The following is an 18,318-nucleotide window of genomic DNA, read 5'->3' as shown; positions in this document are numbered from 1 at the left end:
ACTGACTACAGATCGTCCCGGCGCGAGCCACGCGCCGCCGACGCCCAAGGAGGCATCCGTGCCGCATGTCCTGGTACTCAACGCGTCGTACGAGCCGCTCGGCGTCGTACCGCTCCGACGCGCGCTCGTCCTCGTCCTGGAGAACAAGGCTGTCTCCCTGGAGGAATCGGGCGCTTTCCTGCACAGCGCGACCGTTACTGTCCCCGCACCCAGCGTGGTCCGGCTGAAGAGGTTCGTCCGGGTTCCCTATCGGGGGCCCGTTCCACTGACCCGTAGGGCGCTGTTCGCCCGCGACGGCGGCCGGTGCATGTACTGCGGTGCCGCCGCGACCAGCGTCGACCATGTCATCCCGCGTTCCCGTGGCGGTCAGCACCGCTGGGACAACGTGGTGGCGTCATGCCGTCGCTGCAACCACACCAAGGCCGACCGCCATCTCTTCGAGATCGGCTGGCGGCTGCGCCACAAACCCGCCCCGCCCACCGGTCTCGCCTGGCGCATCATCGGCACCGGGCACCGGGACCCGCGCTGGCTGCCGTACCTGCAGCCGTACGGCGCGGACGACGCGATGGCCCGGATCGACGGCATCTCCGCCTGAACTCCGGGCTTTCGTCTATCTGAATACGGTCTCAACGCAGTCCGGATACGGAGTACCCGCACGCCTGTTCGGGCTGTCTGTACGGCACGGATGCGATCCGGCCCCGGGAACCCCCGTTCCCCAGGGCCGGATCACTCATGCCCGGCCGCTCAGACGTACCTGAGCTCCGCCGGACGCACCGAACGGCCCAGCAACGGCAGTGAGGTGGCGGCGGCGAGCAGGCAGGACACGTACACCGCCGGCGGGACCAGCAGCGCCGTGTACGGCACCGTGCGGCTGCCGTCCTGGGCCATGCCGGCGAACAGGACGCCGATCAGCAGGCCCCCGGCGCCCGCCAGCAGCATCGCCGGTGCGAGCGGCAGGGCCGTCTCCAGGAGCAGGGCCCGGCCGAGCACCGAGCGCGGCACCCCGGCGGCGGTCTGCGCGGCCAGCCCCCGGCGGCGGGCCGCCACCGACTCGGCGGTGCCCACGCCGAGCCCGCAGAGCGTGATCACCAGGGCGACCAGCACGGCGGCACCGGTCAGGTCGACGCCGGTCGTGTAGAAGGTCAGGGACGAGGCCAACTTGTGCTCCCCGCGGTCGCGGAGCGAGGTGAGGAGCACCTCCCGGACGCCGACGAACCCGGTGCCCACGGTGGTCACCAGCAGCACCGCCGCATGGGTGCGGGCGGCGGCCCACGGGTCGTCGCGCAGCCGTTCCGCCGCGATCAGCGTCGCCGGGTCGGCGGTGCGGGCCGCGAGGACCCGCCCCGTGAACCGGGCGGTGGCGCCGGTCAGCCAGAGGGCGCACACCCCGGTGACGATCACCACGGAGAACACCTGTACGGGAGCGGTCTCGTACCCGCCGAACGTGCCCGGGGCCAGCAGCAGCCCCACGACCAGCAGGCCCAGAGCCGCCGCCGGGACGGGCATCCCCGGGCCGCGCCCCTCGCGCGGGGGCACCCGCCGCACCCGGCCCAGCGGCGAGGCGACCACGCGACGCAGCGCCATGACGCTCACCAGCGCGCCCAGCACCGGCACGGCCGCCGTGACCAGCGCCATCCCGAACCAGACGAGCACCGGCGGCTGATGCCACACGCCCAGCAGGAACAGCGCGGAGCACACGGTGGCGAGCATCGCGCCGAGCAGACAGGCGAGCCCCGACTCCAGCGCCGCGATCCGCCGCACCCGCGCCGGCCCGGCCCCCGCCAGTCGCAGCGCGGCGAGCCGCCGGTCCCGGTGGACGGCTCCGACCCGCGCACACTGCCCGAGGAACCCGAGCACGGGCACGAGCAGCAGCACGAGGGCGAGGACCACGCCCGAGCGTTCCCCTTGTTGGTTCAGCAGCCCGGAGCCGACCGAGACGTAGTACTGCCCGCGTATCGAGGCGACGGCCACGGCGGCCAGCGCGAACCCGGTGGCGAGCGCCGCCCCGACGGCCGTGAGTGCGACCCGCCACCACTCGCGCCGGTCGGATCCCTGGGTGAGCAGCCAGGCGAGGTGCAGGTCGGCTCGCAGGGTGCCCTGGTCGGCGGTCATGAGGTCACCTCCGTCGAGGCCGCGGCGGCCAGCGTGAACCCGGTGGCGAGCGCCGCCCCGACGGCCGTGAGTGCGACCCGCCACCATTCGCGCCGGTCGGATCCCTGGGTGAGCAGCCAGGCGAGGTGCAGGTCGGCTCGCAGGGTGCCCTGGTCGGCGGTCATGAGGTCACCTCCGTCGAGGCCGCGGCGGCCAGCGTGAACCCGGTGGCGAGCGCCGCCCCGACGGCCGTGAGTGCGACCCGCCACCATTCGCGCCGGTCGGATCCCTGGGTGAGCAGCCAGGCGAGGTGCAGGTCGGCTCGCAGGGTGCCCTGGTCGGCGGTCATGAGGTCACCTCCATCGAGGTCACGGCGCCGTCGCTGAGCCTCAGTTCGCGGTCCGCGTACGCCGCCACCTGGGCGTCGTGCGTGATCAGCAGGACCGCCGTGCCGGACTCGCGGGCCGTGTGTGTCAGCGCCGCCATCACCTGTTCGCCCGCCAGAGAGTCCAGCGCGCCGGTCGGCTCGTCGGCGAAGACCACCTTCGGGCCGGTGACCAGGGCGCGGGCCAGCGAGGCGCGCTGCGCCTGGCCCCCGCTCAGCTCGCCAGGTCGGAGCAGCCGTTGCCCGAGCACCCCGAACCGTTCCAGCCACTCGCCCGCCCGCTCGTGCGCCGCCGCGCGCGTGGTCCCGGCGAGCAGCAGGGGCAGCGCCACGTTGTCGATGACGGTCAGCTCGGGAATCAGCTGGCCGAACTGGAAGACGACCCCGAACTCGGTGCGCCGCAGCTCGCTCAGCCTCCGCTCGGGCAGCGTGTCGAGCCGCTCCCCGGCGTACTCGACGGTGCCTGTGTCCGGTCGGACGATCCCCGCCAGGCAGTGCAGCAGCGTCGACTTCCCGCTGCCGCTGGGTCCTGTGACGGCCAGGATCTCGCCGGCCCGCAGCGCGACCGACGCGCCGCGCAGCGCGGGCGTCCTGCCGTGCGCCTTGGACAGCCGGTGGGCGGATATCAGCGCCGGTGAAGGGGGCCCGTCGGACGTTCGCCCGTCGGACGTCTCCCCGTGGGTGGTGGTCATGCCGTTTCGACCTCCGCGGTCAGTGTGGTGAGCCGGGCCACCGTGGTGGTCATCCAACGAAGGTCGGCGTCAAGGTGGTTGAGGGCGTAGTCCGCCGAGAGCACGGTCGAGAGGTCCGAGGCCGGCGAGGTCTTGACCGCCGTCAGCTCCCGCATCCGCGCCATGTGCGCGGCACGCTGGTCCAGCAGATACGCGGCCGGGTCCGCGCCGGCCAGGATCGCGACGACGACCTTGGCGAAGATCTCGTTGGTGACGTGCGGCGCGGGTGCGCTGATCTGCCGTACCCAGTCGGCGAGTTCACGCTCCCCGTCATCGGTCGCCCGGTAGCTGGTCCGCTCCGGACCGCCGTCCGCGTCGGTGCGGTCGACCTCCGCGAGCCCGTCGCGCACCAGGCGCTGCAGGGTCGTGTAGACCTGGCCGTAGGCCAGCGGACGGGCCTGCGGGAAGCGTTCGTCGTGCCGTCGCTTGAGGTCGTAGCCATGGCTGGGCCCCCCGGCGAGCAGCCCCAGAAGGATGTGGCGGGTGCTCATGCCGATCATTATGCACTCGCTACATGTACTGAGTGAATAGTTACCGGGACATCGTCCGGACATCGTGTGGTGGTGGCGGGAATGTGACGGACTTCGCCCGGAGGGCGACGGAAGAATCGCGGAATGTGACCGGCGGTACCGTGGTTCGTCCTTTCATACACGTCTGCGGTCGCGTCCACTGGGTAGGGCTGCGGATGAAACCCGCCAACCGCCGTCAGCCGTCGTACGCGACAAGGAGGCCTCCGTGGCCGTACCGGCCCATGTCTTCAGCGCCGAGAGCGCCGCCGCCGAGGCGCCGCTCACCAGCGAGCCGCCGCTGCCCGCCGCCGAGCCCCTCACCAGCGAGCCCCCGCTCGCCGACGCGGAGGCGATGACCAGCGAGCACGCCGACGTGGAGGCGGACCCCACGGGGCTGTACGAGGGTCCGGTCCCGGCGCTGTCGGAACTCGCGGGGCTGTAGATGTCCGAACCCGGGCCGGCCGGACCCGTCGAGGGCCACGAGAGCGGGGAGAGCCGGGCCGAGGAACGCCTCGCGCTCGCCCGCCTCGCCGAGCTGCACGGCGTCGCCCCCTCCTTCAGCCCCTCACCGGACCGTACGGTCGCCGCCTCCGACTCCGCGCTCGTCGCCGTACTGGCCGCACTCGGCGTCGACGCGACCACCCCGGAGGCCGTCCAGGTCGCCCTCGCCGCCCGGGAACGGGAACTGGCGGCGCGGCTGCTGCCACCCACGGTGGTGTGCGGCGCCGACGGTACGGCGACCGCGCTGGCCCACCTGCCCGAGGGCACCCGACTGCGCATCCGCACCGAACAGGGCGAGATCTGCGACTCGGTCGACCAACTCCCGCCCGGCATCCATGAGTTGGACGCCGAAGCGCCCGACGGCCGGGCCGCCCGAGCCCACCTCGTCGTCGCCCCGGCCCGGCTGCCCACGCCCACCGGACGCTCGTACGGACTCCTCGTCCAGCTGTACTCCCTCCTCTCCCGGCGCTCCTGGGGCATGGGCGACCTCGGTGACCTCAGCGAGCTGAGCGACTGGGCCGGACGGGCACTCGGTGTCGGATTCGTGCAGGTCAACCCCTTGCACGCGGCCGTCTCCGGGGCGCCCACCGACCCGTCCCCGTACCGGCCGTCCTCCCGTCGCTTCCCCGACCCCGTGCATCTGCGGGTCGAGGCCGTCCCGGAGTTCGCGTACATCCAGGCCGCCGAGGACCGTGAGCGGGTGCGCGGGCTGCTGGAGCGGGCCGGGCGGCTGCGGGAGTCGGTGCTGGACAAGGGTGAGCTGATCGACCGGGACGCCGTGTGGGAACTCAAGCGTGAGGCCCTGGAGTTGGTGTGCGCCGTACCGCTCGGGCCCGGGCGGCAGGCCGCGTACTCCGACTTCCTCGCCCGGGCCGGCGAGCCGCTGGAGGACCACGCCACCTGGTGCGCGCTGGCCGAGACGCACGGCTCGGACTGGTCGCGCTGGCCGGCCGGCCTCCAGGACCCCCGGTCGGCCGAAACCGCCCGCGCCCGGGGCGAGTTGATGGACCGAGTCGACTTCCACTCCCGCCTCGCCTGGCTCACCGACACCCAACTCGCCGACGCCCAGCGGACGGCACGCGACGCGGGCATGCCGGTCGGGATCGTGCACGACCTCGCCGTCGGGGTGCATCCCGGCGGCGCCGACGCCTGGGCGCAGCAGGAGTACTTCGCGGCCGGCATGTCGGTCGGCGCGCCCCCGGACGCGTTCAACGCGCGCGGCCAGGACTGGGGCCTGCCGCCCTGGAGACCGGACCGTCTGGCCGAGTCCGGCTACGCCCCGTACCGCCAGCTGCTGCGGTCCCTCTTCGGCTATGCGGGCGCCCTGCGCATCGACCACGTCATGGGCCTGTTCCGGCTCTGGTGGGTGCCCCAGGGGCTGGCGCCCACGGAGGGGGCGTACGTCCGTTACGACGCCGAGGCCATGCTCGCCGTCCTCGCGCTGGAGGCCTCGCGGGCCGGGGCGGTCGTGATCGGCGAGGACCTGGGCACCGTCGAACCGGGGGTGCGGGAGACGCTGCACGCACGCGGGGTGCTCGGCACGTCCGTGCTGTGGTTCGAACGGGACTGGGACGGCGACGGGCGCCCCCTGTCCCCCGACCACTGGCGGGCCGACTGTCTCGCCACCGTCACCACCCACGACCTGCCACCGACGGCCGCCCGCCTCACCGGCGAGCACGTCGAACTCCGCGACCGGCTGGGTCTGTTGACCAACCCGCTGGCGCAGGAGCGGGCGGTCGCCGCCGCCGACACGAACGAGTGGCTGACCCTGCTGGCCCGCCTCGGTCTGCTCCAGGGGTGCGGCGGCGCCCTCTCGGGGACTGCGGAGGAGGCCGAGATCCAGGCCGTCCACCGCTATCTGCTGCGCACGCCCGCCCGCATGATCGGCGTCTGGCTCCCGGACGGCGTCGGCGACCGGCGCCCGCAGAACCTGCCGGGGACGTGGGACCAGTACCCGAACTGGCGGCTGCCCGTCGCCGACGCGGAGGGCCGCCCGGTGACGCTGGAGGAGCTGGCGGGGTCGGCGCGGCTGTGGGCGCTGATGGGGGTGTTGCGGGAGGGAGGGTGACCGCGGCGGGCCCTTCGCGGGGGGCCCGCACCCTCATACGGCACCCCGGGCGCGCGGCCCCGCCGGGCGTTCGCTACTTTTGCACCGTGGACAAGACGAACGCCCTGCGCGCCGGCGCCCTGGTGGCCGGTACGACGCTGATGATGCTGCTCATGACGTCTCCCGCGCTCGCGATCACCCGCGACGACGGTGACGACCCCGGCCCTGGCCTGAGCGTCATCGAGACGCTGGGCCTCTACGTTGTCGCCCCGATCGGCCTGTTCGCGATCATCGCGGGCCTGGTGATGGTCCTGGACAGGTCCTCGGACCGCGCCCCCAAGGCCGTCAAGACCAAGTCCGCCAAGGCGAAGGTCTGACCTGATCCGTTGTTCCGAGGGCGCCGTTCCCACCCCAGAACCCGTGGGGTGAGAACGGCGCCCTCGGCGTGTTCCCGGCCGGGTCCTACGGTTGTCGCGGCCCGTCCGTCGCCGCCAGCAGCTCCCGCAGCAGGCCGGCCAGTTGCCCGGCCTTCTCGGCGTCGAGGGCGGCCAGGGCCTCCGTCTGCGCGGCGAGACCGACGCCGACCGCCTCGTCCACGCGGTTCAGGCCCTCCTCCGTCAGGGTGACCTGGAGGCCGCGCCGGTCATGGGGGTCGGGGGAGCGGCGTACCAGCCCGGCCCGTTCCAGCTTGTCGAGGCGGCCGGTCATCCCGCCGGTCGTGAGCATCAGCGTCGACGACAGCTGACGCGGCGAGAGCGTGTACGGCTCGCCCGCCCGGCGCAGGGTCGCGAGCACGTCGAACTCGCCGCGGGCGATCCCGAACCGGGCGTACGCCTTCTCCGTCCGGTCGGCCATGGTGCGCGCGAGCCGGTAGACGCGGCCGAACACCTCCATCGCGGCGGTGTCGAGATCGGGCCGCACCACCGCCCACTGGTCGATGATCGCGTCGACGGGGTCCCTGCGCTGCGGCGGCTGTGCACTTGCGGTCATGGGCCGAGTATCGCCGAACAGGGAGCCGGACGGTCACTCGCGAGAAAGTAGCTTGACGGCAAGTTGCTTAGCGCTAAGCTACTTAGCGTCGACCTACTCCGAAGGGTGCGCTCATGCCCGCCAGCCGCTCCGCCCTCGTCCCCACCATCGCCCTCACCGCCCTGGCGCCCATCTCCTGGGGCACCACATACGCGGTCACCACCGAACTCCTCCCGCCCGACCGCCCCCTCTTCACCGCTCTGCTGCGCGCCCTGCCCGCCGGTCTCGTGCTGCTCGCACTGACCCGGGTGCTGCCGCGCGGGGCCTGGTGGTGGAAGGCGACGGTCCTGGGCGCGCTCAACATCGGCGCCTTCTTCCCGCTGCTGTTCCTGTCCGCGTACCGGCTGCCGGGCGGTATGGCGGCGGTCGTCGGGTCGGTCGGCCCGCTGTTCGTCGCCGGGCTCGCGGTGCTGCTCCTGGGCGAGCGTCCGACCGTACGCACCCTGCTCACCGGGATCGCGGCGGCGCTCGGCGTCAGTCTGGTCGTCCTGAAGGCGGCCGGGGCGCTGGACGCCGTGGGCGTGCTGGCCGCCCTCGCCTCCACCGCGTCGATGTCGACGGGCACCGTACTGACGAAGCACTGGGGTCGCCCGGACGGCGTGGGCCCGCTCGCCCTCACCGGCTGGCAACTGACCGCCGGCGGCCTGCTCATCGCGCCCCTCGCCGTGCTCGTCGAGGGCGCTCCGCCCGCGCTGGACGGCCGGGCCGCCGCCGGGTACGTCTACCTCGCCCTGGCGAACACGGCGGTGGCGTACTGGCTCTGGTTCCGTGGCATAGGCCGGCTCACCGCGACCCAGGTCACCTTCCTCGGCCCGCTGTCCCCGCTCACCGCCGCGTTCGTCGGCTGGGCGGCCCTCGACCAGGCGCTGACACCGGTCCAACTGGCTGGCATGGCACTGGCGTTCGGGGCGACGGTGGCGGGGCAGGTCGGGGTGCGCAGGGCCGCTTCGGTGACAGCGCCGGGGTCGGTGACAGAGCCGGTGACGGGCTCCGGGGCGGGGAAGGCCGGGGGTCCCGTCCTGGCGGCGCGGCGCTCCTGACATGTGTCGCCGCGCGTGTCGTCGCGCGGGTTTCCGCCGTTGTTCCGGGTGTTGACGCGTTATTGTCCAGCCTGAGGCGGACCGGAAATGAGTGATTCGGGCGTGCCGGCGTGGGGGCGGACGCTGACCGTGCCGTGCCCCCGGTGCGGCCTTGCCACGCATCGGCACCGAACTCTTCGCTTCGACGGCGTGAACGGCTACCGGCCGCACGCCGGTCCGGACCCGGCGCGGCTCCTCGGCGGCGGGGAGCCGGAGACGGAGGTGGAGTGGATCGCACTGATCCCGGGGGACTATCCGGCCGGACCCTTCGCCGACGCCGAGATCTACCATCTGGCCGGCGGAATCGCCTGGCCAGGACCCCATCACCGGGACTACGGCACCGCGAAGATCGCCCACGACGCCTGCTGCCCGAGCCTCCACGACGCCCGGCCGGACACAAGCCGCGGCGCGGCCGAACTGTGGCTCGCCATGCGGCTGCGACTCGCCCGCGGCACACGTGGGGGCGCCGGATGACGAGAACGACGGCGATCAGCCGTCAGGTCCTGTCGTCCCATTCCCGTCGTCAACCCGGAGGGCGGGCCTGGCACCCGCCCTCCGCAGCGGCGGCTGATGTCCGAGTAGGTGGGTGCTCTCGGCGTGCCGGGCGTGGATCTTCGTACCGGACGTACGTGGGTCTGCGCCTGGTGCGGCGAGGGGGAACCTCCCACGCCGTTTGTGCGGTGGGGGAGCGTGCATGGCGTGTCGCGAGGCAGACGGAATGTGACGACAGGGCCTGGGGACGCCCGGAGTGAAGCCCGATGCCGTTGCCGCTCTCGCCGGCATCCGGCACTACGCCGAAACGGCGCGCCCCTGTCCATCGGGGCGCGCCGTTCGGCGTGCGGCTCAGCGCGAGTTCACGAGCGGCGGGTCATGACCCCGCCGCGTCCGCCGCCTGTGCCCTGAGCGCGCGCTCGACACCGGAACGGGACTCCGAGACGAGCCGGCGCAGAGCGGCGTTCGGCTCGGCGGCGGTCAGCCAGGCGTCCGTCTTCGCCAGGGTCTCCTGGGACACCTGGACGGCCGGGTAGAAGCCGATGGCGATCTGCTGGGCGATCTCGTGCGAGCGCGAGTCCCAGGCCTCCTTGACCACCGCGAAGTACTTGTCGGTGTACGGCTCCAGAAGCTCGCGCTGGTCGGTCTGGACGAAGCCCCCGATCACCGCCTCCTGGACGGCGTTGGGCAGCTTGTCGGACTCGATGACCGACGCCCAGGCCTCCGCCTTGGCCTCCGGGGTCGGGCGGGCGGCCCGGGCGGTGGCGGCGTGACGTTCACCGGCGGCGGTCTTGTCGCGCTCGTACTCGCCCGCGATCTCCTCCTCGTCGAAGCGCCCGACGGCAGCCAGCCGCTGCACGAACGACCAGCGCAGCTCGGTGTCGACGGCCAGCCCCTCGATGGTCTGCGTGCCCTCCAGCAGGGCGTCCAGGAGGTCCAGCTGCTCCGGGGTACGGGCCGTGGCCGCGAAGGCGCGGGCCCAGGCCAGCTGGTGGTCGGAGCCCGCCTCGGCCGCGCGGAGGTGGGCCAGCGTGGCGTCCGTCCAGCGGGTCAGCAGGGCCTCGCGGGCGGCGGGGTCGGCGTACAGGTCGATCGCCAGCTTCACCTGCCGCTGCAGGGACTGCACGACGCCGATGTCCGACTCCTTGCCGATGCCCGACAGGACGAGGGAGAGGTAGTCGCGGGTGGCCAGTTCGGCGTCGCGGGTCATGTCCCAGGCGGAGGCCCAGCACAGCGCGCGCGGAAGGGACGCCTCGAAGTCGCCCAGGTGTTCGGTGACGAAGGCGAGGGAGTCGTCGTCGAGGCGGACCTTGGAGTACGACAGATCGTCGTCGTTGAGAAGGATCACGGCCGGACGACGCCTGCCGACCAGCTGCGGCACGGCCGTCAGCTCGCCGTCGACGTCCAGCTCGATCCGCCCGCTCTCCTCGTCGCGCAGCAGCTTGCCGCTCTCGTCGTCGAGGTCGTACAGGCCGACGGCGATACGGTGCGGCCGCAGCGTCGGCTCACCCTTGGCGCCGGCGGGCAGGGCCGGCGCCTCCTGGCGGATGGCGAAGGCGGTGATGACACCGTTCGCGTCCGTCTCGATCTCGGGGCGCAGGATGTTGATGCCGGCCGTTTCCAGCCACGACTTCGACCACGCTTTCAGGTCACGCCCGGAGGTCTCCTCCAGGGCGCCCAGCAGGTCGCTGAGCCGCGTGTTGCCGTACGCGTGCTGCTTGAAGTAGGCCTGCACGCCCGCGAAGAACGCGTCCGTGCCGACGTACGCGACGAGCTGCTTCAGTACGGAGGCGCCCTTGGCGTACGTGATGCCGTCGAAGTTGACGAGGACGTCGTCGAGGTCTCGGATGTCGGCCATGATCGGGTGGGTGGACGGCAGCTGGTCCTGGCGGTAGGCCCACGTCTTCATGGAGTTGGCGAACGTGGTCCAGCTGTGCGGCCAGCGCGAGCCGGGGGCGTACGCCTGGCAGGCGATCGAGGTGTACGTGGCGAACGACTCGTTCAGCCACAGGTCGTTCCACCACTCCATGGTGACGAGGTCGCCGAACCACATGTGCGCCAGCTCGTGCAGGATCGTCTCGGCGCGCGTCTCGTACGCGGCGTCGGTCACCTTCGACCGGAACACGTACTGGTCGCGGATGGTGACCGCGCCCGCGTTCTCCATGGCACCGGCGTTGAACTCGGGAACGAACAACTGGTCGTACTTCTTGAACGGGTACGCGTAGTCGAACTTCTCCTGGAACCACTCGAAGCCCTGGCGGGTCACCGCGAAGATGGCGTCGGAGTCGAGGAACTCGGCGAGCGAGGGCCGGCAGTAGATGCCGAGCGGGACGGTCTGCCCGTCCGCCTCGTACACGCTGTGGACCGAGTGGTACGGGCCGACGATGAGCGCGGTGATGTACGTGGAGATACGGGGCGTCGGCTCGAAGCGCCAGACGTCGTCCTTGGGCTCGGGCGTCGGCGAGTTGGAGATCACGGTCCAGCCGGTCGGCGCCGTCACCGTGAACTGGAAGGTCGCCTTGAGATCCGGCTGCTCGAACGACGCGAACACGCGCCGCGCGTCCGGCACCTCGAACTGGGTGTAGAGATACGCCTGCTGGTCGACGGGGTCGACGAAGCGGTGCAGGCCCTCACCGGTGTTGGTGTAGGCGCAGTCGGCGACGACGCGCAGCACGTTGCGGCCGGCCAGCAGTCCCGGCAGCGCGATCCGGGAGTCCTTGAAGACCTCGTCGGGGTCGAGCGCGTCGCCGTTGAGGGTGACTTCGTTCACGGCCGGAGCGACCAGGTCGATGAAGGACTCCGCGCCGGTCTCGGCGGAGTCGAAGCGCACCGTGGTCACGGACCTGTAGGTGCCGCCCTCCTGTGCGCCGGAGAGATCGAGCTCGATCTCGTACGAGTCAACGGTGAGCAGCTTCGCCCGCGCTTGCGCCTCTTCGCGGGTCAGGTTTGTGCCAGGCACGCGGTCATCTCCTCGTATGTGTGGGTTGCGCCATCCTTCCATGGGATCCACGGCCGGGGCGATGTCCACAACCCGCCGCTGAGCGGGCTGGACGGCCCGTGGGCCCGGTGATCCTCAAGAGGTCGCGTTGTGCTGACGATGCGGGGGGCGAGTTGGTTCCCGCGCCGGGACATCGTCAGCGCGACGCCGGACCCGGACCTCCAGCCCGGCTGGGGGAGTCTGCGGACAAGGCACGTTCAGGGCCGGAGCGGGGGTCTGGGGGCGGCAGCCCCCAGGGATGGGACGGGTAGGGGCGGCGGGGGCGAAGAAACCTCTACTTCCCCTGCAGCTCCACCGCCACCAGCTCCGCGATCTGTACCGCGTTCAGCGCGGCGCCCTTGCGCAGGTTGTCGTTGGAGACGAAGAACGCGAGCCCGTTCTCCGCCGTCTCGTCCACGCGGATGCGGCCCACGAACGACGCGTCCTGACCGGCCGCCTCCAGGGGGGTCGGGATGTCCGACAGGACGACACCCGGCGCCCCCGCCAGCAGCTCCGTCGCCCGCTCCACCGACAGCGGGCGCGCGAACCGCGCGTTCACCTGGAGGGAGTGGCCCGAGAACACCGGCACGCGGACACACGTACCGGAGACCTTCAGCTCCGGGATCTCCAGGATCTTGCGGGACTCGTTGCGCAGCTTCTGCTCCTCGTCCGTCTCGAACGAGCCGTCGTCCACCAGGTTGCCCGCCAGCGGCAGCACGTTGAACGCGATCGGACGCTTGTAGACCTGCGGCTCGGGGAAGTCGACCGCCGAACCGTCGTGCGTCAGCTTGTCCGCGTCGGCGATCACCTTCTGCGCCTGGCCGTGCAGCTCCGCCACACCCGCCACACCCGAGCCGGACACCGCCTGGTACGTCGCGACGACCAGCGCGTCGAGGCCGGCCTCCGTGTGCAGCGGCCGCAGGACCGGCATCGCGGCCATCGTCGTGCAGTTCGGGTTGGCGATGATGCCCTTGGGACGGTCCACGATGGCGTGCGGGTTCACCTCGGAGACGACCAGGGGTACCTCCGGGTCCCGGCGCCACGCCGACGAGTTGTCGATCACGACGGCACCCTGCGAGGCGACCTTCTCCGCGAGCGCCTTCGAGGTCGCGCCGCCCGCCGAGAACAGCACGATGTCGAGGCCGGTGTAGTCGGCCGTCGCCGCGTCCTCCACCGTCACGCCGTCGAGGACCGACCCCGCCGACCGCGCCGAAGCGAACAGCCGCAGCTCGGTGACCGGGAACTCGCGCTCGACGAGGATCCTGCGCATGACCGTGCCGACCTGCCCGGTGGCTCCGACGATTCCGACCCTCACGGCGACTCCTTCTGTATGGCGCTGTATCGCGCGACCGATTGCGTGACCGGCGCATTTCCATCATGCGTCCCACCCGGGGCAACATGTCCAATCCTTTGCCCGGCATGCCCGAGGACTGGGACGCGACACGGGCCGCGAACGGCAGCGATCGTCCGGCCGGACCCATCCTGAGCTGGAGAAACCGGCCCCGCGCGGACAGTGGGGCGCAAGGTGTACGGGCTCGGCCGACCGGGGAAGGGCGAGGCGGTCGTCTCGCTTCGATAACGGTGTGACGTACGTCTCCGCCGAGGTTGAACGTTTCGGGGGCCCTCGGCGTCGTAGAGAAAACGCGGCGAGGGGGAGGGTGCTTGTGCTGCGCAGAAAGGCCCGGCGCGTCCAGGAGGACGAACACGGCGACCCGCTGGACACGGCGCAGGAGCGCAGGGTCCGAGCGGTGCTCGCGCTCGGAGGCGTGCCGCAGGCGGACCTGCTGGACGGGGTACAGCAGGTCCGCCTGCGGCTGCTGGAACGCACCGCGAACGGACACGAGGCACCGCGTGACGTCTCGGCGTGGGCGGCGGTCGTCGCCTCCAACCTCGCCATGGACTGGCACCGGTCGAAGCGTCGCCAGGAACGGCTGGGGGAGCGGCTCGCCTCTCTGCGCCAGCCGGTGGCGCATCCCTCCGGGGAGGAGACGAGCCTGCTCTCCCTCGCCGTCGCCCAGGGACTCGACGACCTGCCCGACTCCCAGCGCCAGGTACTGGTCCTGCGCTTCTTCGCCGACCTGCCGGTACGCGGGATCGCCGAGGAACTGGGTATCCCGGAGGGCACGGTCAAGAGCAGGCTGCACACGGCGGTACGGGCCTTGCGTGCCCGCCTGCACGAGGACGAGGTGGTGTGACATGGCCGCCGAACACAACGGCGTGGACGCGCTGATGGCCGCGCTGACGGACGACCCGCTGCCCGAAGAGGCCCTCACGGACGCCGACTTCATGGCCGAGCACTGGTCGGCTGCGGCCGATGTGGCGCTGCTGCGCGAGCAGTTGGGGCTCATCGGGGACGCGCTGGCGGCGCAGGAGGACACGGAGCCCGAATCGGTGCCGGTGCGGATGCCGGCCCGGGTTCCGGTCCGGGTTCAGGTACGGGAATGGCACTACTGGCGTCCGCTGCGCACCCTCGCCCTCGGCGTCGCCGCGGTGTCCGCCGCGGGAGCCCTGATCACCGGGTCGGGGTGGCTCCTCTCGCAGGCCGGCAACGGGGCCGAGGACTCGGGGGCGTCCTCGTCGGCCGGTTCGGTGCCGTCCTACTCGCTCGGCCCGGACAGCGACAGCGGCGAGGGTGCCAAGGACGGGAGCGTCGCGGGTTCGCTGCGTCACGCGGGATATCTCGCCTGCGCCCGCCTGGTCGTCGAGGGCACGGTCACCGCGGTCGACCCCGGCCCCGGCGCCGACCAGGACCGGATCACCCTGCGCGTCACCCGCTACTACAAGCCGGCCAAGGGCTCGGCAGAGGTGACGTTCGTGATGGACCGGGAGGCCGACCCCCGGCTGACGGTGGGCGTCCACACCCTGATCGGCATCGCGGCGGACGCCGAATCCCCCGACACCTGGTCCACGGGCGAGAAGGAGATCGCCGCCGAACGGGCCTGGATCACGGCAGCACTGCCGGAGTCTCGCACGCTCGCGTGCGAGTGAGTCCGAGAACGGTCCGGGAGTGATCCGAGAGTGAACGGCAAAGGGGCGGGCGCCCGGTACCAGGTACCGGACGCCCGCCCTTGGGTCGTACCTACCGCTACGGCGTGACCTTCTCGATCTTCACGTTGCCGATACCGGCAGCCGTGCCGTGCGCGTTCACCAGGGACACCTGGCCGAAGAACTCACGGCCGGCGGGCGCCGGGGCCGAGGCGACGATGTTGCCGGAGACGGTCGCCGAGGCGCCCGTGCCGAGCTTCACCGGGGTGCCGGCGACCTGGATGGAGCCCAGGGCGGCCGAGTAGAAGACGTCCTGGTAGTCGTACGCGGTCGTACCGGCCGGGATCGCGTAGCCGATGACCTGGATGGTGTACGTACCGGCTGCGGGCGAGGCGATGGAGACCGCCTCCTCCGAGTCACCGTCGGCGGACGTGCCGACCGCTGTACCGGCCGCGTTGTACACGACGAGGTCCAGGTCGGCGGCGGTGTCGGAGACCTTGCCGATGGCGACGTTCAGGGACGCGGCACCCGCGGGCACCTCGACCGTGGTCGTCTGCGTCTCACCGGTGGCGATGGTCGGACGGGCGGTCAGGGAAGAGCCGAGCGGACCGCCGGCCAGCTTGCCGTCGACCGCGGCGAGGTTGTTCGTCACCTTCCAGGAGGCGGCGATCGGCGTGCCGACCTTGGCCTCGGGGACGGTCACGACGTCCGGGTCGAAGGTCGCGCCCAGGACGGTGGCGGCCAGCTTGTACGGGTTGTCGAGCAGCGGCGACGTACGACGCGCCTCGACCTCCACCTCCCAGACACCGGCCTGCGGGTTCGGGTACGAACGCACGTCGGGCGCACAGCCGTTGGTGTTCGGGTAGTTGCTGTAGCAGTACGGCGTGCCCGTGTCCTCGACGGCGACACCGTACGGGTGGATCGAGATGAACCGGGTCTGGCTGTTGGCGGCCAGTCCGCTGATCGCGACCTCAAGGGTCTTGGCGCCCTCGGGCACGGTCAGGAAGTAGGACTGGGTGCTGTTGCGCTGCACCGAACCGGACGCGGAGAACGTGTACTTGACCGGCTTCGAGATCACGACCGTGGTCATGATCTGCTTGTCGACGACCTCGGTCTGCGGGTCGTCGAGCTCAAGGATCGCGCTCTTGATGCCGGCCGTCTTCGAGTTCGCGACGACCTTGACGGTGACCGGCTTGTTCAGCGCCAGGCTGACGTCTTCCTTGCCGGCGATCCTGAAGGTGCCACCGACGTTGTTCCTGAAGCGCAGGTCGTGCCGGATCGCCTTGGCGGGACCGGACGTACGGGTCACAGTGATCTCGTACGTCTTGCTGACGCCGAGCTTGAGGCCGCCTTCACGGTCGTAGAGGCCGGTGCCGAAACCCGGGGTCTTCAGCGCCTGGTCGAGCGCGGTGTCGACCGGGGCCTTGACCGTGTAGTCGAGGGCGGTCGCGCCGGCTGCGATGGCCTTCCACGCGTCCACGATGTTGATGAGGCCGGCGCCTTCCTCGTACGCCTGCGTACCCGCGATGTGGTCGGCGTGCGTGACCAGGGCCGTACGGAGGTCGGCGGGGGAGAGGGCGATGCCCTTCTGCTTGGCGGCCGACAGCAGCAGCGCCGAGGCGCCGGCGGCCTGCGGGGACGCCATCGAGGTGCCCTGCAGCATCGAGTAGCCGGCCGGGAGGGTGTAGCCCGCCTGGGCGACCGGGGAGCCGGGCAGCCAGGTCTGCGTGGTGTTGATCGCGGCGCCGGGCGCGGTGATCGTCGGCGTGAAGCCGCCGTCCTCACGCGGGCCGCGCGAGGAGAACGGCATCATCGCGTACTTCTTCGACACGACGGAGCCGTAGTTGGACGCCCAGGTCTCCTTGGAGACGGACGCGCCGACCGAGATGACCTTGTCGGCCAGACCGGGGTCACCGATCGTGTTGACACCCGGGCCGGAGTTGCCGGCCGAGATGACGAGCTGGACGCCGTACGTGTCGATCAGCCGCGTGTACAGCTCGGCGCGCGCGTTGTTGCCGTCGTTCAGCGCCGGGAGGCCGCCGATCGACATGTTGACGATGTCGACGCCACGGTTGACGACGAGGTCGATCATGCCCTCGGCCAGCGCGACGTTGGTGCAGCCCGGGCCGAAGACGCAGGCGCGGGACGACACGATCTTGGCGCCGGGCGCGGCACCGTTCATCTTGCCGCCGAACAGGCTGTTCGCCGCGGTGATACCGGCGACGTGGGTGCCGTGCTCGGACGAGATCATGCCGATGTTCGCGTAGTCGGCCTTGGCGCCGGCCGCGTTGTAGACGACGTCCTTGCGGGTCTCGACGACGAACGGGATGCGCTCGGCGACGTCGGTCGCCGGGTTGTCCGTCCCGAAGTAGCCGATCTGGTAGCCGTCCTTGTACGCCTTCATCGGTGTGTCGTCGGTGAAGTCGTGGTTGTCGTTCACGTCGACGGTGACCGTGCCGGCGGCGGCGTCGTACAGCACGCCCCAGACGTCGGTCTTGTCGCCGTCGCGGTTGACGTCGCCGGCCTGGTCGCCGCCGGCGGTGACGGACTCGGCGAAGTAGTTGAACTTGTAGTCGCCGACCGGCGCCGTGAAGTTCTCGGTGCCCTGGCTGGCCGTGGTGATGGCGAAGGCCGGACCGGAGACCGCCCTCGTCATCCGAAGCCAGCTGCCGTCGCCGTCGTTGACCGGGTCGGTGGACGTCACCCAGTCGACGATCTTGCGCTCACCGGTGGTGGTCTTCTGCAGCGCGGGGTGCGCCAGGTCCACACCGGAGTCGAGGATGCCGATGGTGATGCCGCGGCCGTCCGCCTTCGGGTTCTTCTTCACGAAGTCGACGGCGCCCGTCTCGAACGACGGGTTGTACGGGTTCTCGGCGGGAGTCTTCTTGTCCGGCGCCGCGTAGGTCCTGGTCTTGGTGGCGGCACCCGCCCGGGGGGCGGAGGCGGTGTCGGCACTCGGCGTCGGGTCGTCCAGCGGGATGTCCTGGCGCAGGTCGATCCCGTGCACGGAGGAGAGCTTGGCGGCGGCCTTGATGGCCGCGTCGGCCTTCGCGGTCGGGACGGTGGCCCGGACGTAGCCGACCTTGTCGAAGGTCCGGCCAACGAGGCCGCCCTGGACCGCGTCCAGCTGCGCGGCGACCTGCTCGGTCTGGCCCGGCGCGGTGGCGATCATCATCGTGACGGTCTTGTCTCCGTCGGCCTTGGCCTCGGAGAGAAGCTCGGCGTCGTCGGAGCCGAGCTTGTCGTGCGCCGACTTGACGGCGCCGTCGGCCGGGGCCGTCCCCGTCGCCGTGTCCGCGGAGAAGGCCATGGGTATCGGCCCTGCCCCGGAGAGCGCGGCCACCAGTCCGGCGGCCACGGCTATGCGTGCCAGGCGTCTCGCGCTCGTTATCGGTTCGCGCTCGGGCGTGAAGGTCATCGGCATCCCTTGTAGGTAAAGGAACGTGCGTCGAGCGACCAGGTCGATCGACCCTGGCCGCGATCGTCCGGATG

At 71.6% G+C, this 18,318-nt stretch carries 16 protein-coding genes and 1 pseudogene; 8 read left to right on the top strand and 9 right to left on the bottom strand.

What is annotated here, in order from left to right; all coding sequences use genetic code 11:
* The first annotated feature begins 58 nt into the window (after positions 1-58).
* The gene (locus tag QA861_RS39680) at positions 59-595 is read left to right on the top strand and encodes an HNH endonuclease (protein WP_006374688.1); all 537 of its coding nucleotides are present in this window, start codon (positions 59-61) and stop codon (positions 593-595) included.
* A gap of 149 nt (positions 596-744) precedes the next feature.
* Here QA861_RS39680 and QA861_RS39675 read toward each other — a convergent pair whose 3' ends face one another.
* The 5 genes and pseudogenes from QA861_RS39675 to QA861_RS39655 all read right to left on the bottom strand — a co-directional run bounded on the left by QA861_RS39675 (position 745) and on the right by QA861_RS39655 (position 3,698).
* Positions 745-2,112, bottom strand: coding sequence for an ABC transporter permease (locus tag QA861_RS39675; RefSeq protein WP_334593694.1), 1,368 nt, complete (start codon positions 2,110-2,112; stop codon positions 745-747).
* Positions 2,109-2,276 carry a hypothetical protein gene (locus QA861_RS39670; protein WP_334593693.1) on the bottom strand — a complete coding sequence of 56 codons (168 nt, stop codon included), beginning with the start codon at positions 2,274-2,276 and terminating at the stop codon, positions 2,109-2,111. Before QA861_RS39670 ends, QA861_RS39675 begins: the two co-directional genes overlap by 4 nt.
* A 17-nt stretch (positions 2,277-2,293) precedes the next feature.
* Positions 2,294-2,440, bottom strand: a pseudogene (locus QA861_RS39665) (ABC transporter permease); the annotation flags it as partial.
* Positions 2,437-3,168: an ABC transporter ATP-binding protein gene (locus tag QA861_RS39660; protein WP_334593691.1), complete on the bottom strand. Its 732-nt coding sequence runs from the start codon at positions 3,166-3,168 to the stop codon at positions 2,437-2,439. The pseudogene QA861_RS39665 and the gene QA861_RS39660, both read right to left, overlap by 4 nt.
* Entirely contained in the window at positions 3,165-3,698 is a 534-nt protein-coding gene (locus QA861_RS39655; protein WP_334593690.1) for a PadR family transcriptional regulator, read from the bottom strand. The genes QA861_RS39660 and QA861_RS39655 overlap by 4 nt, the downstream gene beginning before the upstream one ends.
* A gap of 244 nt (positions 3,699-3,942) precedes the next feature.
* Here QA861_RS39655 and QA861_RS39650 point away from each other — a divergent pair, with 244 nt between their 5' ends.
* The 3 genes from QA861_RS39650 to QA861_RS39640 all read left to right on the top strand — a co-directional run bounded on the left by QA861_RS39650 (position 3,943) and on the right by QA861_RS39640 (position 6,641).
* On the top strand, positions 3,943-4,158 hold the full coding sequence (locus tag QA861_RS39650) for a hypothetical protein (RefSeq protein ID WP_443041638.1): 216 nt from the start codon (positions 3,943-3,945) through the stop codon (positions 4,156-4,158).
* Positions 4,159-6,285, top strand: a complete 2,127-nt coding sequence (gene malQ / locus QA861_RS39645; protein WP_334593689.1) for a 4-alpha-glucanotransferase — start codon at positions 4,159-4,161, stop codon at positions 6,283-6,285. It begins immediately after the preceding gene.
* A gap of 86 nt (positions 6,286-6,371) precedes the next feature.
* Positions 6,372-6,641 carry a hypothetical protein gene (locus tag QA861_RS39640; protein WP_334593688.1) on the top strand — a complete coding sequence of 90 codons (270 nt, stop codon included), beginning with the start codon at positions 6,372-6,374 and terminating at the stop codon, positions 6,639-6,641.
* Between the two features lie 85 nt (positions 6,642-6,726).
* Here the strand turns inward: QA861_RS39640 and QA861_RS39635 are convergent, their stop codons facing one another.
* Positions 6,727-7,254 carry a MarR family winged helix-turn-helix transcriptional regulator gene (locus QA861_RS39635; RefSeq protein ID WP_334593686.1) on the bottom strand — a complete coding sequence of 176 codons (528 nt, stop codon included), beginning with the start codon at positions 7,252-7,254 and terminating at the stop codon, positions 6,727-6,729.
* Between the two features lie 113 nt (positions 7,255-7,367).
* On the opposite strand from QA861_RS39635, the gene QA861_RS39630 reads away from it, so the two are divergent.
* A complete protein-coding gene (locus tag QA861_RS39630; RefSeq protein WP_334593684.1) occupies positions 7,368-8,333 on the top strand; it encodes an EamA family transporter in 966 nt (321 codons plus the stop codon).
* A 189-nt stretch (positions 8,334-8,522) separates the two neighbouring features.
* A complete protein-coding gene (locus QA861_RS39625; protein ID WP_334593682.1) occupies positions 8,523-8,846 on the top strand; it encodes a hypothetical protein in 324 nt (107 codons plus the stop codon).
* 394 nt (positions 8,847-9,240) lie between these two features.
* Here the strand turns inward: QA861_RS39625 and pepN are convergent, their stop codons facing one another.
* Together pepN and QA861_RS39615 are read right to left on the bottom strand one after the other, a co-directional pair.
* Positions 9,241-11,823, bottom strand: a complete 2,583-nt coding sequence (pepN, locus tag QA861_RS39620; protein WP_334593680.1) for an aminopeptidase N — start codon at positions 11,821-11,823, stop codon at positions 9,241-9,243.
* Between the two features lie 313 nt (positions 11,824-12,136).
* Entirely contained in the window at positions 12,137-13,156 is a 1,020-nt protein-coding gene (locus tag QA861_RS39615; protein ID WP_334593679.1) for an aspartate-semialdehyde dehydrogenase, read from the bottom strand.
* Positions 13,157-13,499: 343 nt separating this feature from the next.
* On the opposite strand from QA861_RS39615, the gene QA861_RS39610 reads away from it, so the two are divergent.
* Both QA861_RS39610 and QA861_RS39605 read left to right on the top strand, forming a co-directional pair.
* Positions 13,500-14,036, top strand: a complete 537-nt coding sequence (locus tag QA861_RS39610) for a sigma-70 family RNA polymerase sigma factor (RefSeq protein WP_334593678.1) — start codon at positions 13,500-13,502, stop codon at positions 14,034-14,036.
* 1 nt (position 14,037) lies between these two features.
* The gene (locus QA861_RS39605; protein ID WP_334593677.1) at positions 14,038-14,829 is read left to right on the top strand and encodes a hypothetical protein; all 792 of its coding nucleotides are present in this window, start codon (positions 14,038-14,040) and stop codon (positions 14,827-14,829) included.
* 97 nt (positions 14,830-14,926) lie between these two features.
* On the opposite strand, the gene QA861_RS39600 is transcribed toward QA861_RS39605, so the two are convergent.
* A complete protein-coding gene (locus QA861_RS39600) occupies positions 14,927-18,244 on the bottom strand; it encodes a S8 family serine peptidase (protein ID WP_334593676.1) in 3,318 nt (1,105 codons plus the stop codon).
* Between the last annotated feature and the right edge of the window lie 74 nt (positions 18,245-18,318).

Source organism: Streptomyces sp. B21-083 (assembly GCF_036898825.1).
Classification (GTDB): Bacteria; Actinomycetota; Actinomycetes; order Streptomycetales; family Streptomycetaceae; genus Streptomyces.
The sequence above is the reverse complement of the archived record's forward strand: the minus strand, read 5'-3'. Positions and strand labels throughout refer to the sequence as shown.

Coding starts and splice junctions, on each gene's coding strand:
- QA861_RS39675 (WP_334593694.1), bottom strand. CDS start 2,112: ATGACCGCCGACCAGGGCACCCTGCGAGCCGACCTGCACCTCGCCTGG.
- QA861_RS39670 (WP_334593693.1), bottom strand. CDS start 2,276: ATGACCGCCGACCAGGGCACCCTGCGAGCCGACCTGCACCTCGCCTGG.
- QA861_RS39660 (WP_334593691.1), bottom strand. CDS start 3,168: ATGACCACCACCCACGGGGAGACGTCCGACGGGCGAACGTCCGACGGG.
- QA861_RS39655 (WP_334593690.1), bottom strand. CDS start 3,698: ATGAGCACCCGCCACATCCTTCTGGGGCTGCTCGCCGGGGGGCCCAGC.
- malQ (WP_334593689.1), top strand. CDS start 4,159: ATGTCCGAACCCGGGCCGGCCGGACCCGTCGAGGGCCACGAGAGCGGG.
- QA861_RS39635 (WP_334593686.1), bottom strand. CDS start 7,254: ATGACCGCAAGTGCACAGCCGCCGCAGCGCAGGGACCCCGTCGACGCG.
- QA861_RS39630 (WP_334593684.1), top strand. CDS start 7,368: ATGCCCGCCAGCCGCTCCGCCCTCGTCCCCACCATCGCCCTCACCGCC.
- QA861_RS39605 (WP_334593677.1), top strand. CDS start 14,038: ATGGCCGCCGAACACAACGGCGTGGACGCGCTGATGGCCGCGCTGACG.
- QA861_RS39600 (WP_334593676.1), bottom strand. CDS start 18,244: ATGACCTTCACGCCCGAGCGCGAACCGATAACGAGCGCGAGACGCCTG.